This window comes from Bacillus sp. FSL K6-2861 (assembly GCF_038630725.1).
Lineage (GTDB): Bacteria > Bacillota > Bacilli > Bacillales > Bacillaceae > Bacillus > Bacillus velezensis.
The window spans coordinates 50,739-65,384 of the sequence record NZ_CP152037.1 but is presented as its reverse complement, the minus strand read 5'-3'; the positions used below and the strand labels follow the sequence as shown (position 1 = coordinate 65,384).

Genomic DNA, 14,646 nt, shown 5'->3' with positions numbered 1-14,646 from the left:
GATAGAGAGCACATATGAATATAAAAAAGAACAGCACTTGTATAAGAGCTGCTCTTTCTCCGTTTTCTTATTTCAATAATGGTAATAAGACCTACTGCTCCATTTGTCTCGCCAAAAAACTGGCTGCCGTTTCTACCGCTTTATGTTCTACTTCTCCAAGTGCCTGTTCCTTGGAAAAGATGACCACGGCACCAATAGGATCGCCATTTGCCACGATCGGAGCTATTGTATAGGAGCTCATATCTTCATCAATGTCATTAACAAGCTGCGCGGACTTCACGTCGTTTTCTACCACTGAGCTGCGCTGATCCATCGTTTTTTCGAGCAAATCGCTGATGGCTTTGTTCAGAAATTCTTTTTTCGAACTGCCTGAAACGGCAATATACGCGTCACGGTCGCAAATCAAGACGGAATGGCCGAGACTGTCATACAAAGCATCTGCATATTCCTTCGCAAAATCGCCAAGCTCACTGATAGGAGAATATTTTTTCAATATAACTTCTCCGTCGCGGTCAACGAATATTTCAAGCGGGTCTCCTTCCCTGATTCGCAGTGTTCTCCGAATTTCTTTAGGAATGACGACCCGTCCTAGATCATCAATACGACGTACGATACCTGTAGCTTTCATCTCTCTGGTGCCTCTCTTTCATGTGATGATATTTAAGGGAAAGTACTAAAGCTCTTTACTTTATGTAGCTTCCGCCACTCGCTTGAAATTAGTATCCGTCACATCAAATGTAATATACACCAGAGAGTAACAATTTTTATGAAGACGCGATTGTTTCTTTCTTCACATCCTGAAGGCCTTTCAGCATACCGAGCACGGTCTCCAGCCACTCTTCCGTTTTGCGGCCTTTCGTCTGTACTGAGATTTTCAGCTTTTTCCCTTCCATTCCCAGTCCGATCTGCCGGCCGTATTTATTGCCGAGTTCGAACAATTTCTGGCCGTCAATCTGTGCGCTGGCCTCTTCAGAAATGGTAAATCTGATCGCGTCTTTATCCTGCTTGATGAGTTCGACGCGTTCATATTTTCCGTATACCTTCATCTCAGCAACCGTAAACAGCCATTCAACTTCTTTAGGGTAGCTGCCGAACCTGTCGATGATTTCATCTTGAAGCTCATTTTTCTCCTCAATTGTGGCGATTGACCTGAACCGTTTGTACATGTCGATTTTTTGCTTGCCGTCTTGTATATAGTTTTCAGGAATATACGCGTCAAGCTCGATATCGATTTCTGTCTCAAACTGTTCGCTTTTCGGAATATCGCCTTTCCGCTCTTCAATCGCTTCCTTGAGCATTTGCGAGTACAGGTCAAAACCGACTGAGTCGATAAAGCCGTGCTGCTGGGCGCCGAGAAGGTTCCCCGCTCCCCTGATCGTCAAGTCACGCATGGCGATTTTAAAGCCTGATCCCAGCTCGGTAAATTCTTTAATCGCCTGCAGCCGTTTTTCCGCCACCTCAGTGAGCACTTTGTCTCTGCGGTACGTAAAATACGCATAAGCGACGCGGTTGGAACGGCCGACCCGTCCTCTCAGCTGATACAGCTGAGACAGCCCCATTTTGTCTCCGTCGAACACAATCAAGGTATTGACATTTGGTATATCTACGCCTGTCTCAATAATAGTCGTGCTGACAAGGACGTCTGATTCCCCTTCCAGAAAATTGAGCATGACGCTTTCCAATTCATTTTCGGTCATTTTTCCGTGGGCATATGCCACTTTCGCATCGGGAACAAGCATGGAAATTTCATCAGCCTTCCGCTCGATGTCATCCACGCGGTTGTACAAGAAATATACCTGTCCTCCGCGCGCCAGTTCTCTTTCGATGGCTTCCCGCACAAGCGCGCCGTTGTATTCCACGACATATGTCTGAACAGGGAAACGGTTTTCCGGCGGCGTTTCAATAACAGATAAGTCCCGCACACCGAGCATGGACATATGAAGCGTGCGCGGTATCGGCGTCGCTGTAAGAGTCAGCACATCGACATTGGCTTTGATCTGTTTGATTTTTTCCTTATGCGTTACGCCAAAGCGCTGCTCTTCATCAATGATGAGCAAGCCGAGATCTTTATAGACGACGTCTTTAGATAAGAGCCTGTGGGTTCCGATTACGATGTCTACCGTTCCGTTTTTCAGGCCTTTAATCGTTTCATTGGATTCTTTTCTCGTTCTGAATCGGCTGAGAAGACCGATGTTAATCGGATAGTCCTGGAAACGCTCCATAATGGTTTCATAATGCTGCTGCGCGAGTATTGTCGTCGGCACAAGAAGCGCGACCTGCTTTCCGTCTGCGATCGCTTTAAAGGCCGCTCGGATGGCTACCTCCGTCTTCCCGTAACCCACATCACCGCAAAGCAAACGGTCCATCGGGCGCTCTCTTTCCATATCCTTTTTAATCTCCTGAATGGAACGGAGCTGGTCCTCTGTTTCCTGATAAGGGAAAGCAGATTCGAACTGCCGCTGCATTTCATGATCCGGCGAGAACGCATAGCCCTTGCTTGCTTCCCGTTCCGCATAAAGCTTAATCAGATCATCGGCAATATCCTGAACGGAGTTTTCAACTTTTTTCTTCACCCGTTTCCATTCACTGCCGCCCAGTTTATAAAGCTTCGGTTCTTTTCCTTCAGAGCCGACGTACTTCTGCACCTGGTCGATTTGTTCTACAGGGACGTACAGCTTATCGCTGCCCTGATAATGAATGTTGAGGTAATCTTTATGAATGCCTTTGATTTCTAGTGTTTCGATCCCCAAATACTTACCGATCCCGTGGTTGACGTGGACGACATAGTCACCGACCTGAAGCTCGGAATAGCTTTTGATCCGTTCGGCATTTGTCAGCTTCTGCTTTCTCGGCTTTTTCTTGATTCGGTTTTTGAACAGCTCTTCCTCCGTAATGACGGCCAGCTTCATCAGCGGCAGTTCAAAACCGGATTGCAGCTCGCCTTCCATGACATAGACCTGTCCTTGCACAAGCGCTTTGGAGCTGTCCGTTTTTGCGGCTTCAATTTCGTAATCAGCCAGCACGGATGCCAATCTGTCGGTTCTGTCCTTATTTGCGCCTAAAAAGACGACGGTGAAGTTTGATTTCTTAAAGCGCTCCATTTCACCTGCGAGCACATTCATCTGCCCGTGAAAACTCTGCATCTGCCGGCTTGTCACATTCACGATATTCTGAGGGCTTGTATGCTGGACATGACGCAAAAATAATGAATAATAAATAGCCGGGCGCCGCTTTTCGCTCATAAGCTCCTGAAAGCTGAAGGATAAATGAATGTCATGCAGAATTTTCCCTTCCTCGAGCAGACTTGTCGTAAATTCGGCCTCTTCTTTTTGCAGCTGATCCTCCATTTCATGAATGCGGCTGACCTCGTCTAACAGTAACAACGTGTCTGCCGGTGTATAATCTAGCAAACTAGCAGGTTTTTCGTAAAAGTACGAGAGATACTTCACAAGTTCCTGATCAGTCTGTCCCGTTGATAACCGTTCTTTATCATGTGAGATATTGATATGAAGCATTTCCTTTTGTTTGTCCTGCTTCAGCTTTTTCAGACTGTCGGCAAGCCCTTTATCGAGCCTTTCCATCGCCCGGGCTTTTTCTTCCGCCCTGATGATCAATTCCTTCGCCGGTCCGATCGCCACATGTTTGAGCGTCTCAATTGATCTCTGGTCATCAGAATTGAAGCTTCTGATGGAATCGACCTCCGTATCAAACAGTTCAATTCGCACCGGATGCTCCGACGTCAGCGGATAAATGTCGATAATTCCGCCGCGAATACTGAATTCACCGGGTGCAGAAACCATGTCGGAACGCTCATACCCCACCTCTACAAGGCGCGCGGACAGCTGATCCGGTTCTATTTCGTCTCCGAGTGAAATGACGAGCTGGCTGCTTTTCCACAGCTCCTTCGGCGGAAGCATTCTTCTCACTGCCGCCACGGGCGCCACAACGACCGGCGCTTCTCCGTTTGTTAATCTATTAATGACATCAAGCCGCTGAGCGCGCAGTTCAGGGCTCGCTACCGCAATTTCTGAAGAAATCAATTCATTCACGGGGTATAAAAAAACAGATTGATCCCCGAGTAGCGCCGTCAGATCTTCCGTCACTTTTTGGGCCTGATATAAATTATGGGTGATAAAGAAAATCGGCCTTTTCGTTTCCTGTGCAAGGGCGGAGGTAAAAACAGAACGCGCGGAACCTGACAGACCCGCAAGCAGCTGTTCCTTCAGCCCCTCATGTAAACCGTTGACAATGGATTTAAAATCATCGCTTTCTTTAATAAAGGTTTGAATGTTGTCCATATGGGCCCTCCTCTCTATTTTCTGCAAGAACAGAAAAACGCTTTGGTCTAGAATCTACACCAAAGCTTCTTATTGAATAAATGTGTTGTGTTCATGGTAGTGCGGATTGCGCTCCAGCGCCTCTTGGCAGTCTTCACAAATTGTAAGAACATGGACATCTCCATTGTCTTTATATGAAATCATATCGTTTCTTTCCTCATTTGTTAAGTGCTGAAATCCAAGTGACTGTGTCGGCACCGTCGAATATTCCAGGCTCCCTACCTTAAAGCCGCAGTGGCGGCAGAAATAATGCAAAGCCATACGTTGGACCTCCTGATGTGAAAAAATCATTTTTCCCTAGTATGGTCTCCCATTATTTATCTTATACATTTGCATTAAATTCGTTCATGACTTCTAAAAATGGTTTCGTTAAGGAAGCTTCGCAGGCTTTTACGGTTTTTGAGACGGCATCATTGATATGCGGCGCTTCTTCCTTCGTAAAAGCTCCCAGTACATAGTCAACGACTTTCATTCCGTTGACGGGGCGGCCGATTCCGATTCTGACCCGGTCAAATTCAGGGGTTCCGAGGTGCTGTATAAGCGATTTAATTCCGTTATGTCCGCCTGCGCTCCCCTTCGTCCGGAGCCTGATTTTTCCCGTCGGAAGATCAAGGTCATCGTATATGACTTTCAGATCTTCATGATCGGCATCATAATAATCCAGTAGCGGCCGCAAACATTCCCCTGATAAATTCATATATGTAAGCGGTTTAACAAGTAGAACTTTTTTTCCGGAAACAAAACCGATTCCGTAAAGTCCGTTGAATTTCGTTTTATTCAATTCAATATTCCATTCTTTAGAAAGCTCGTCAATGGCCATAAAGCCGACATTATGTCTCGTGTTCTCATAGGTTTTCCCGGGGTTACCGAGACCGGCAATCACAAGCATCGTAAATCCTCCCTCAACATCGCTGTAATTCTTCTCATTCTAGCACAAAAGACGTAACCTCGGGCGGGTTACGTCTTAAAGCGCTTATTGATTTTCTCCTTCGGGCTCTTCCCCAGGAGACGGTTCTGCATCTTCTTCGAATGCTTCCTGCTTAGGAGGAAGGATGGAAGCCACGACTTCTTCCGGGTCGTTTGTAAATGTATAATTGCCGTCAGCAGTCAGATCTGCGATGGTCAGCACATCATTCATTTCAAGCCCGGAAATATCAACATTGATTGTCTGAGGGATGTCCTTCGGCTTAGCCTTGATCGAAAGCTCATGCAGCGGCTGCTGGATGACGCCTCCGTCTTTGACTCCCTTAGCCTCTCCCGTCAGCTGAATCGGCACCTCGGCCTCCAGCTCCTCACTCATATTCACGACTTGAAAATCGGCGTGCGTCAATTCGTTTTTGAGCGGGTCTGTCTGAAGATCAGTCACCATAACCGATTGCTGATTTCCGTTGACATCAATTGTGATAATCGTGTTTTTTCCTTCGTCCCGCAATGTTTTAAGCAATTCGACACTGTCTAAAGAGACAGGCGTATTCGTTGTTTCTTTACCGTATATAATCCCTGGAACATGTCCTGAATGACGGATTTTCCGAAGCGTCGAACGTTTAAAATCGGTTCTTTCATTTGCTTTTAAAGTTGCCATATTCAGCACCATCCTAATTATCGTTTTATCGTCCTATTAGAACAATACCCACAATAACTGGGATTTAAACCTTAAAGTTTCGGTTTAGCTGAATAAATAGCTGACAGATTGTTTCTCGTGAACGCGGATAATCGCTTCAGCCAGAAGCGGTCCGACAGAAAGCTGCTTAAAGCGTTCGATTTTTTTCTCATCAGGAAGCTTAATGCTGTTCGTTACGACAAGCTCCTTGATTTTAGAGTTATTGATCCGCTCAACGGCAGGGCCTGACAGTACAGGGTGCGTACAGCATGCATACACTTCTGCAGCTCCGTTTTCAACCAGCGCGTTAGCGGCAAGTGTGATTGTGCCGGCCGTATCAATAATATCATCGATCAGAATCGCTGTTTTACCTTCCACGTTACCGACGATGTTCATCACTTCTACCTCATTCGGTCTAGGACGGCGTTTGTCGATAATCGCGATCGGCGCTTTCAGACGGTCCGCAAGTTTGCGGGCGCGCGTCACACCGCCGTGGTCAGGAGAAACAATAACGATATCTTTCAAGTCTTTACCTTCAAAGTAATGGCCTAAAATCGGAACACCCATTAAGTGGTCAATCGGAATATCAAAGAAACCTTGAATTTGCGGCGCGTGTAAATCAAGCGCGATCACGCGTGTCGCACCCGCTGTTTCAAGCAGGTTTGCAAAAAGTTTTGCCGTAATCGGTTCACGTGATCTTGCTTTTCTGTCCTGGCGCGCATAACCGTAGTACGGAATGACAATGTTGATTGTTTTCGCGGAAGCGCGCTTTAAAGCGTCAACCATAATCAGCAATTCCATGATGTGCTCGTTGACCGGCGCACTTGTAGACTGAATGATATAGCAATCACAGCCGCGAATACTTTCTTCTATGTTGATCTGGACCTCTCCGTCACTGAATCTTGTAACAGAGCACTTTCCTAATTGAACCCCTACATTATCCGCGATTTCTTTTGCAAGTTCTGGATTTGAATTCAAAGAAAAAATCTTTAAATTCTTATCTCCGTATTCGTTAGACATGGTAAACCTCCGATTTTAGGATTATTTTTTATGAATGTTTTTCACATAATCTTCTTTATTTACTTGTCTTGCTCTGGCAATGGCAAGCGCTTCGCCCGGCACATCTTCAGTTACGGTTGAACCCGCAGCGACGTACGCGCCTTCTCCCACTGTAACAGGAGCGACCAGATTGGAGTTGCAGCCAATAAAGGCGCCGTCTTCAATTTTGGTTAAATACTTTTTCTTCCCATCATAATTGACCGTGATGGAGCCGCAGCCCAGATTCACATCCGTGCCCACTTCGGCATCACCGATATAGCTTAGATGAGATGCTTTGCTTCGGTCGCCGAATTGTGTTTTCTTGATTTCAACAAAGTTTCCGATCTTCACTTCATTGCCGATTGCGGAATCGGGTCTGATGTGAGCAAAAGGACCGATATTTACATCATTCCCAACTTTGCTGCGATTGACAACGGATTGTTTAATCACAGTGCGGCTGCCGATTGAGCTGTCCTCTATCTCAGTGTGGGGGCCGATGACGCATTCATCGCCGATTTCAGCTTGTCCCTTTAACACAGTTCCGGGATAAATAACTGTATCTTGTCCGATACGTGCGTCAGGTGAGATGTACGTATTCATCGGATCGATTAAAGTGACTCCGTTCTGCATATGCCGTTTGTTAATACGCTCTTTCATATACATTTCAGCCTGAGAAAGAGCGACTCTATCATTCACTCCGAGCGTCTCTTGGAAGTTACCAGTCTGGTAAGCGGCAACAGTTTCGCCTTCGTCTTTGAGGATTTCGATCACATCCGGCAGATAATACTCGCCTTGGGCATTTTCATTCGAAACCTGTTCGATGACACGAAAAAGAGCCTCGTTATCAAAACAGTACGTTCCCGTGTTAATTTCTTTCACAAGACGTTCTTGCTCCGAAGCATCCTTGTGCTCCACGATTTTTTGAACGGCGCCGTCTTCACTGCGGATGATTCTTCCGTATCCGGCGGGATCGTCGGCAACGGCCGTTAACACCGTGGCTTTTGCACCTTTGTCTGTATGTTCATTCAGCATGGCTTCCATCGTCTCCGCCGTCAGAAGCGGTGTATCGCCGCAAATAACGATCGTGACACCCTTTTCTCCGTGAAGAAATGGTTTTGCCTGTTTGACCGCATGAGCCGTACCGAGCTGTTCTGCTTGGAGAGCGTAATCGCTTTTCTGTCCGAGCTGCTTCTTCACATCTTCGGCGCCGTGTCCTACGATGGTGACAAGCTTCGCTAAAGATAATTTCAGAGCTTCGTCTGCGACGTGCTCTACCATAGGCTTTCCGCATACCGGATGAAGGACCTTGTAAAGCTTCGATTTCATTCTCGTTCCTTTTCCGGCAGCTAAAATCACTGCAAACCGCTTATCCATTTAATGGCCTCCAATATCCCTTTTATCCATAGAAAAATATATCCTAAATAGCTGTTGATTTCAAGAAGACATCAAAAAGTGCAAGAATTTTCTATGTAATCGCTTTATTACTGAAAAATCAGATTTAAAAAAGGACTGCCGGAAAAGGCCTTGTGTCAGCCTTTATCAGCAGTCCTTACATTTTGTTATGTTTAAGAAGCCCCGGCTTCTTCATATTCTAATGCTTCAGAATCACCCAAACGATGATACTCATTTAAAACAGCATCCTGGATCTTGCCCCGCGTGCTGGAATTAATAGGATGAGCAATATCGCGGAATTCTCCATCAGGGGTGCGTTTACTCGGCATCGCAACGAAAAGACCATTGTTTCCATCAATCACACGAATATCATGTACGACAAATTCGTGATCCAGCGTGATGGATGCAATCGCTCTCATGCGACCATCGGTATTCACGCGGCGTAATCTTACGTCAGTAACTTCCACAGTAGTTCACCACCTTTTCCCTATATAAAAGCATTAGTCTAACAATTCCACGATTCTTTTTAAATTCCTGCACGTTTCAAAAAGTTTTTTTGAAAATATAGGATATACATACACAATTAGGTGATAAACCATATTTGGGGATCATATACTGCATAAAAAAAGTGATCCCGGAGACGGAACCACTTTTCTGAGATTTAAGATTTCACCAGCGCAATGACTTCAATTTCCACGAGAGCGTCTTTCGGCAGTCTCGCCACTTCCACACAAGACCTTGCCGGCTTATGTACATCAAAGTATTGTCCGTACACCTCATTCACTTCCGCAAACTGCTCCATATCAGCAATAAACACCGTTGCTTTGACAACCGTCTCGAGAGAAGCGCCCGCTTCTTTCAGCACAGCTTTTAAATTGCTGAACACCTGATGCGTTTGCTCTGTGATATCACCGTTTACCATTTCTCCTTCAGCAGTAAGAGGAATCTGGCCTGAGCTGTAAAACATGTTGTTTACGATGATTCCCTGTGAATATGGCCCGATCGCTGCCGGCGCGTGTTTTGTATGGATTGCTTTTGTCATTTTTCTGTCTCCCCATTCTTTAAATGCTGTTCTTTAAAAAATCGCAGAAAATTGCCGTTTTGAATCTCAATCGTTTTGTCTTTCATATTGATGGTTGAAAGCGTGAGCAGTGACATGTATTCATCGACAAGCCGTTCGTTCACTCCCTCGGCTTCAACCAAGACGCCTATTCCCGCAACGTTTGCATTAAACTCATCAAGCAGGCTGATCATGCCGTTAATGGTGCCGCCGGCTTTCATAAAATCGTCAATAATCAAAACGTTCGAACCCGTAGCCAAACTTCTTTTCGCAAGCGACATCGTTTGAATGCGGTTAGACGACCCTGATACATAATTGATGCTCACCGTGGAGCCTTCCGTCACCTTATTGTCTTTTCGCACGATGACAACCGGAACGTTCAGATAACTGGCCGCTGCGTAAGCAAGAGGGATTCCTTTTGTCGCAACGGTCATCACCACATCAATCTCCCGCTCCGCAAAAACGGAAGCAAAAAGCCTGCCTACATGAGAGAGGACAGATGGTTTTCCTAAGATATCCGTTAAATATACATAACCGCCCGGAAGGATACGCTCAGGATTTACTAAAGACTGTCCCAGCTCCTGTATAAACGCTTCTGCTTCAGCCTGTTTCACTTTCGGAATGTATTTGACGCCTCCGGCAGCTCCCGGCACTGTAAGCAGCGTCCCAATGCCTTGCTGTTCAAAGGTCTGTTTAATAATCGTTAAATCTTCACTGATTGATGACTTTGCTGATTGATACCGTTCTGAGAAAAACGTTAACGGTATTAATTCATGCGGATGGGTTAACAAATAATTTGTTAAGTCCACCAATCTGCCGCTGCGACGAAACTTCATGAACTTACCCCCAAAATCCGAATAATTTAAAAATAATATAACTTAACATACGGATTTAATCAAGAGCATTCTGTTCGCCGATCATCCGCACCGCGTACACTTGATCACAGAAACCTCTTAACCCGTTATAAATCCGCTGCACCTTCGATTCGTATTGAACCAAACCGAATACAGTCGGTCCGCTTCCGCTCATTAACACCGCATCAGCGCCGAAGCGTTTCATTTGATTTTTAATCATCGCCACCTCGGGATGGAGGCTGAGCGTAACCGACTCCAATACGTTTCCTAATTGTCCGCATACCTTTTGGAAGCTTTTTTCTTCAATCGCGTCAATCATCGCCTGCACATCAGGATGCCGAACCTGCTGTAAGTTCAGCCGGCGGTACACTTCGGCAGTCGATACCCCGATCGTCGGTTTGGCGAGCACGACCCAGCAATGAGGCGGAGCACTGATGTGCCTGATCTTCTCACCGCGTCCGGTTGCCAGAGCAGTGCCCCCGTATACACAGAAGGACACGTCTGAACCGATTTCAGCTCCAAGCTCCGCGAGCTCTTCGACAGAAAGCTTTAAATCCCAAAGCCTGTTCAGCCCTCTGAGCGTGGCTGCCGCATCGCTGCTTCCGCCGGCAAGCCCTGCCGCTACAGGAATCACTTTTGTAATCATAATGGAAACGCCTTTTTTGACTTGAAACCGTTCTTTAAGCAGTTTGGCTGCCTGATAAGCCAGATTCCTTTGATCATCCGGAACAAAGCGATTATGCGACGCCACTCTGATAACGTTTTCGGGCAGTTCTGTCAGTTCAATCCGATCTGCCAAATCAATTGTCGTCATGATCATCTCCACTTCGTGATAACCATCCGGGCGTTTACTCGTCACATCGAGGGACAGATTGATTTTGGCCGGCGCTTTTTCTAAAATACGCATAGCTTTCACCTACTTCTCCATCTAAACATAAGTATGAACATTGTATCACATTTGGAGACCCGGAGGTACTTATCCGAAATTGACGCCGGTTTTGAATGCCGATAGAAAAAACCGGGGAACGGATTGTCCCCCGGGCCACTGCATTATCGGTTATTTTGGTTCTGAGCCGCCATCTGCTGTTCGGCAATCTCAATCGCGCGTTTTACCATATTCCCGGCGTCACGCGCCCGAATGCCTCCCCAGCCCTCGTTTTTCACCGTATCGTAAAAACCAAGGTCCTTCGCCAGCTCATATTTGAACTCATCTGACATAACTCCACGACGTCTGCCCAAACGAAACAACCCCTTTTATAGAATTGATCACCATTCGTGCACGCCACGATAAAACATGTGACACTTATAGCTTCCGTTTAATCGGCTGAAACTTTCGAGGGAATAATTAGAAGAGCTTTAGAAGGCAAAACAAAAAGCAGTAAACAAAAGGTTCACTGCCCATTAAAATGCTACTGAGCTTGCCGCATCGTCATTGAATGTCAATTCAACAGTCTCAGTCAGAATATCAGCATAACTGTATGAAACTCTTTCAAACGAATTCTCGTCTTGATCTAGTTGTATCACAAAAACAGAAGGGTACGTCTCAGCTAAAATGCCCGAACGCTCAATCGTTTTTCGGCGGCCGCCGTTTGCTTTTAACGTAAGCCGTTTACCTAAATTCCCATCAAGCGATCTTTTTATATCGGACAACGTCTTCGCCATTGCATCCACCTCACTACATTTATTGTACAACAAGAGCCCAATTTTGTCAAATAAAATTTAAATTATATCAACGTTAATAAGTCATTGTCAACAAAATTATTTTGACAAAATTCTATTGATTTCTGCGTTATTTTTCACAAGTTCCGGAAATTTATGTATCAATATGTAAAATAATTAACCCGCATAGCGAAATATATGCGGGTTTTATCACTCATCCATTTGATTTATACGGCATACCGACACGCAGCACACCCTTCGTTTCAATTCCTCCCAGCCCTTTCTCTCTCGTCAGCGTATTTCTCAGAACATCCCATACATTGATCCGCTCCATAAACGGAGTGAAGCTGATTTTCGCGACAATATATACCGGGTCAAGCGCGTGGATATTGACGCGTGACGGCGAACTTGCGAAATTCGCGCCCGCTCTGATTAAAGACTCGAAATGAGATTGGCACGCCCCCGCGAATATGACCAGCTGATCCAAATGAGGGACTTTACGCCTCGCTCTTTGAACGGTTTCGACAAAGTGTTTGGAATGCCTGTAGGCGCTTAAATCGTTCACGCCTCCCTTATGCTTGGAATATGCATCATGGCCGGTGATGACTAAAATATCCGGCCTGTATTTATCAAGCAGCTCGTCAATTGATGCCGGCATTTTTTTCTCATGGCAATGAATTCCGTATACCGGCACACCGATTTTTTCATAAAAGTTCAGGCACTTTTTCAAATAGGCCTCATCGCCGTCCAGATGCAATACCTTTCCGGGCATATGAAAGTAGTGCTCCTGATGCTGATATTGATTTGTCGCATAATATTCCTGTTTTTCCCGAAGCAGCTTATAATCCTGGCGGAGCAGCTCGAGAGATTCATTCATCCTGCTTTCATCTCTTTTCTTTCTCATGGCCTGTTCGTCTTTTCTGACAGGCTCCAAATCAGAAAAATCAGCATCCGCAATCAATCTGACTTCGTCACCATGCAGGATGGCAATTGAATTTCCGTTGTTTGTTTGTTCTATACCGATAATGCGAAATAAAACATCCATTTGATAGGATTTCCTGGCTACCATATCTCCTATTTGAAATTGCACGTTACCCACTCCACAAATAGACTAAGCCTCATCATGAAAGAAGTCTTGGCAAATACACCTCTTTCCGCTGCGGCGCTTGATGTTTCAAGCTTTTCTTGCAGTTGAATGAATAAGGTTCTCCTCTAGCCTATGTAGCGGCAGTCCAAGTGGTGACGCAAAACAAAAAGCCCTCTTAGAAAAGGGCTTTATGCAATCCGTTGGACAGGAGCGCGAATTCTTCTATGGACAGGGATTCACCGCGCCGCTTTCCGTCAATATTCGTTTCTTGAAGAACTTCTTCAATTTGAGCTTTTTTCTCTTTTCCGCCCGGAAGATTGTTCACAAGGTTGTTAAGCAAGGTTTTCCGGCGCTGTGCGAAGCTTGCTTTAATCAGCTGGAAGAAAAACGGTTCATTATCGACGTCAACCGCCGGGCCGTCACGAAGCAAGAGACGGATGACGGCAGAATCGACATTAGGCTGAGGCACAAACACCGTTTTCGGGACGGTCATGACGGTTTTGGCCTCCGTATAGAACTGAACCGCAATGGAAAGCGATCCGTACTCCTTAGAGGAAGGATCAGCGGCCATCCGCTCAGCGACCTCTTTTTGCAGCATCACGACAATTCCTTTTAACGGAAGATGTTCTTCCAAAAGCTTCATGATGATCGGCGTCGTCACATAATATGGGAGATTCGCCGTCACCATAATTTCATCACAATCCTGAAACTGCTCTTCAATGACAGATTTGACGTCTGCTTTCAGCACATCTTGATGAATGATCGTTACATTGTCATACGGAGACAGCGTATCATTGAGAATGGGCAGCAGGCGCTGATCAATTTCAAACGCGACGACCTTTTTTGCCCGTTTGGCAAGCTGCTCTGTCAGCGCGCCGATTCCGGGCCCGATTTCAATGACTCCGGTCCGATCCGTAATTTCCGCATGGTCCACAATTCTGTCCAATATATTTGTATCAATTAAGAAATTCTGCCCCAGACTCTTTTTAAAAGAGAAACCGTACTTTTTCAGAATTTCCTTCGTTCTGATAGGTGTCGCGATATCTTTATTGTTCATCCTGTTCCTCCTGCCTCATAGCATCGAGCGCATCAATAAAATCACTTCTTTTGATTTGAAACATTTGCAGCCGTTTTTGAAGCTGCTTGCCGTTTGTATAGCCGATCTTCAGCAGGTCGCCCAATCGTTCGCGGCGTCTTTTGGCAGCCGGTCCGCCGATCAGACCGGCCTGTATGACATCTTCAGCTGAAATCTCACTCGGCTTTGCCTCCATCTCTTCATGCACATTTTCCAGACATGCTCTGATGCTTTCAATGGATGCGTGCTCAACGCCAATGCCGCGCTTGTTTTTCGGTTTGGCAAGATGTTTGGGCAGAAATGCGTGTTTACAGCCGGGTACTGCTTCAGAAATGGTTTTCCGGATCTTTTCCCCCGGAAAATCCGGGTCCGTCAGTACGATGACCCCTCTCGTTTCCTGCGCCAGCCGAATCTGTCTGATGACTTCGTCTCCGATTGCGGAACCGTTTGTCTCGATCGTATCCGCATCAACGGCAAGTTTTATGCGCGCAGTGTCATCGCGTCCCTCGACTACAATAATTTCTTTAATTTTCATTACTTCCTC

At 45.9% G+C, this 14,646-nt stretch carries 16 protein-coding genes; all 16 read right to left on the bottom strand.

Translation table 11 applies throughout. The features are described 5' to 3' along the window. Positions 1 to 91: 91 nt before the first annotated feature. The 16 genes from spoVT to rnmV all read right to left on the bottom strand — a co-directional run bounded on the left by spoVT (position 92) and on the right by rnmV (position 14,637). Positions 92 to 628: a stage V sporulation protein T gene (gene spoVT, locus NYE62_RS00345; RefSeq protein WP_004264646.1), complete on the bottom strand. Its 537-nt coding sequence runs from the start codon at positions 626 to 628 to the stop codon at positions 92 to 94. Between the two features lie 136 nt (positions 629 to 764). Then, the gene (mfd, locus tag NYE62_RS00340; protein WP_025650339.1) at positions 765 to 4,298 is read right to left on the bottom strand and encodes a transcription-repair coupling factor; all 3,534 of its coding nucleotides are present in this window, start codon (positions 4,296 to 4,298) and stop codon (positions 765 to 767) included. Between the two features lie 69 nt (positions 4,299 to 4,367). Next, positions 4,368 to 4,598, bottom strand: a complete 231-nt coding sequence (locus NYE62_RS00335; protein WP_004264650.1) for an anti-sigma-F factor Fin family protein — start codon at positions 4,596 to 4,598, stop codon at positions 4,368 to 4,370. A 61-nt stretch (positions 4,599 to 4,659) separates the two neighbouring features. Beyond that, a complete protein-coding gene (gene pth, locus NYE62_RS00330; RefSeq protein ID WP_015239025.1) occupies positions 4,660 to 5,226 on the bottom strand; it encodes an aminoacyl-tRNA hydrolase in 567 nt (188 codons plus the stop codon). An 84-nt stretch (positions 5,227 to 5,310) separates the two neighbouring features. After that, entirely contained in the window at positions 5,311 to 5,919 is a 609-nt protein-coding gene (locus NYE62_RS00325; protein ID WP_029326252.1) for a 50S ribosomal protein L25/general stress protein Ctc, read from the bottom strand. 84 nt (positions 5,920 to 6,003) lie between these two features. Beyond that, the gene (locus tag NYE62_RS00320) at positions 6,004 to 6,957 is read right to left on the bottom strand and encodes a ribose-phosphate diphosphokinase (RefSeq protein WP_007409928.1); all 954 of its coding nucleotides are present in this window, start codon (positions 6,955 to 6,957) and stop codon (positions 6,004 to 6,006) included. A 21-nt stretch (positions 6,958 to 6,978) separates the two neighbouring features. After that, positions 6,979 to 8,349, bottom strand: coding sequence for a bifunctional UDP-N-acetylglucosamine diphosphorylase/glucosamine-1-phosphate N-acetyltransferase GlmU (glmU, locus tag NYE62_RS00315; protein WP_004264658.1), 1,371 nt, complete (start codon positions 8,347 to 8,349; stop codon positions 6,979 to 6,981). 191 nt (positions 8,350 to 8,540) lie between these two features. Further along, positions 8,541 to 8,834 carry a septation regulator SpoVG gene (gene spoVG / locus NYE62_RS00310; RefSeq protein ID WP_004264660.1) on the bottom strand — a complete coding sequence of 98 codons (294 nt, stop codon included), beginning with the start codon at positions 8,832 to 8,834 and terminating at the stop codon, positions 8,541 to 8,543. Between the two features lie 194 nt (positions 8,835 to 9,028). After that, complete coding sequence (gene ridA, locus NYE62_RS00305) at positions 9,029 to 9,409, bottom strand: 2-iminobutanoate/2-iminopropanoate deaminase (protein WP_004264663.1); 381 nt, start codon at positions 9,407 to 9,409, stop codon at positions 9,029 to 9,031. Beyond that, a complete protein-coding gene (gene purR / locus NYE62_RS00300; protein ID WP_004264666.1) occupies positions 9,406 to 10,263 on the bottom strand; it encodes a pur operon repressor in 858 nt (285 codons plus the stop codon). The genes ridA and purR overlap by 4 nt, the downstream gene beginning before the upstream one ends. A 55-nt stretch (positions 10,264 to 10,318) precedes the next feature. Then, the gene (gene ispE, locus NYE62_RS00295; RefSeq protein WP_007409927.1) at positions 10,319 to 11,188 is read right to left on the bottom strand and encodes a 4-(cytidine 5'-diphospho)-2-C-methyl-D-erythritol kinase; all 870 of its coding nucleotides are present in this window, start codon (positions 11,186 to 11,188) and stop codon (positions 10,319 to 10,321) included. A 143-nt stretch (positions 11,189 to 11,331) separates the two neighbouring features. Beyond that, positions 11,332 to 11,520 carry a small, acid-soluble spore protein, alpha/beta type gene (locus NYE62_RS00290; protein ID WP_011996172.1) on the bottom strand — a complete coding sequence of 63 codons (189 nt, stop codon included), beginning with the start codon at positions 11,518 to 11,520 and terminating at the stop codon, positions 11,332 to 11,334. Between the two features lie 162 nt (positions 11,521 to 11,682). Next, the gene (locus tag NYE62_RS00285; RefSeq protein ID WP_003218330.1) at positions 11,683 to 11,943 is read right to left on the bottom strand and encodes a Veg family protein; all 261 of its coding nucleotides are present in this window, start codon (positions 11,941 to 11,943) and stop codon (positions 11,683 to 11,685) included. A gap of 211 nt (positions 11,944 to 12,154) precedes the next feature. Further along, the gene (gene yabG / locus NYE62_RS00280) at positions 12,155 to 13,030 is read right to left on the bottom strand and encodes a sporulation peptidase YabG (protein WP_015416657.1); all 876 of its coding nucleotides are present in this window, start codon (positions 13,028 to 13,030) and stop codon (positions 12,155 to 12,157) included. 172 nt (positions 13,031 to 13,202) lie between these two features. Then, positions 13,203 to 14,084 carry a 16S rRNA (adenine(1518)-N(6)/adenine(1519)-N(6))-dimethyltransferase RsmA gene (gene rsmA, locus NYE62_RS00275; RefSeq protein WP_004264694.1) on the bottom strand — a complete coding sequence of 294 codons (882 nt, stop codon included), beginning with the start codon at positions 14,082 to 14,084 and terminating at the stop codon, positions 13,203 to 13,205. Then, a complete protein-coding gene (rnmV, locus tag NYE62_RS00270) occupies positions 14,074 to 14,637 on the bottom strand; it encodes a ribonuclease M5 (protein WP_004264696.1) in 564 nt (187 codons plus the stop codon). Before rnmV ends, rsmA begins: the two co-directional genes overlap by 11 nt. Between the last annotated feature and the right edge of the window lie 9 nt (positions 14,638 to 14,646).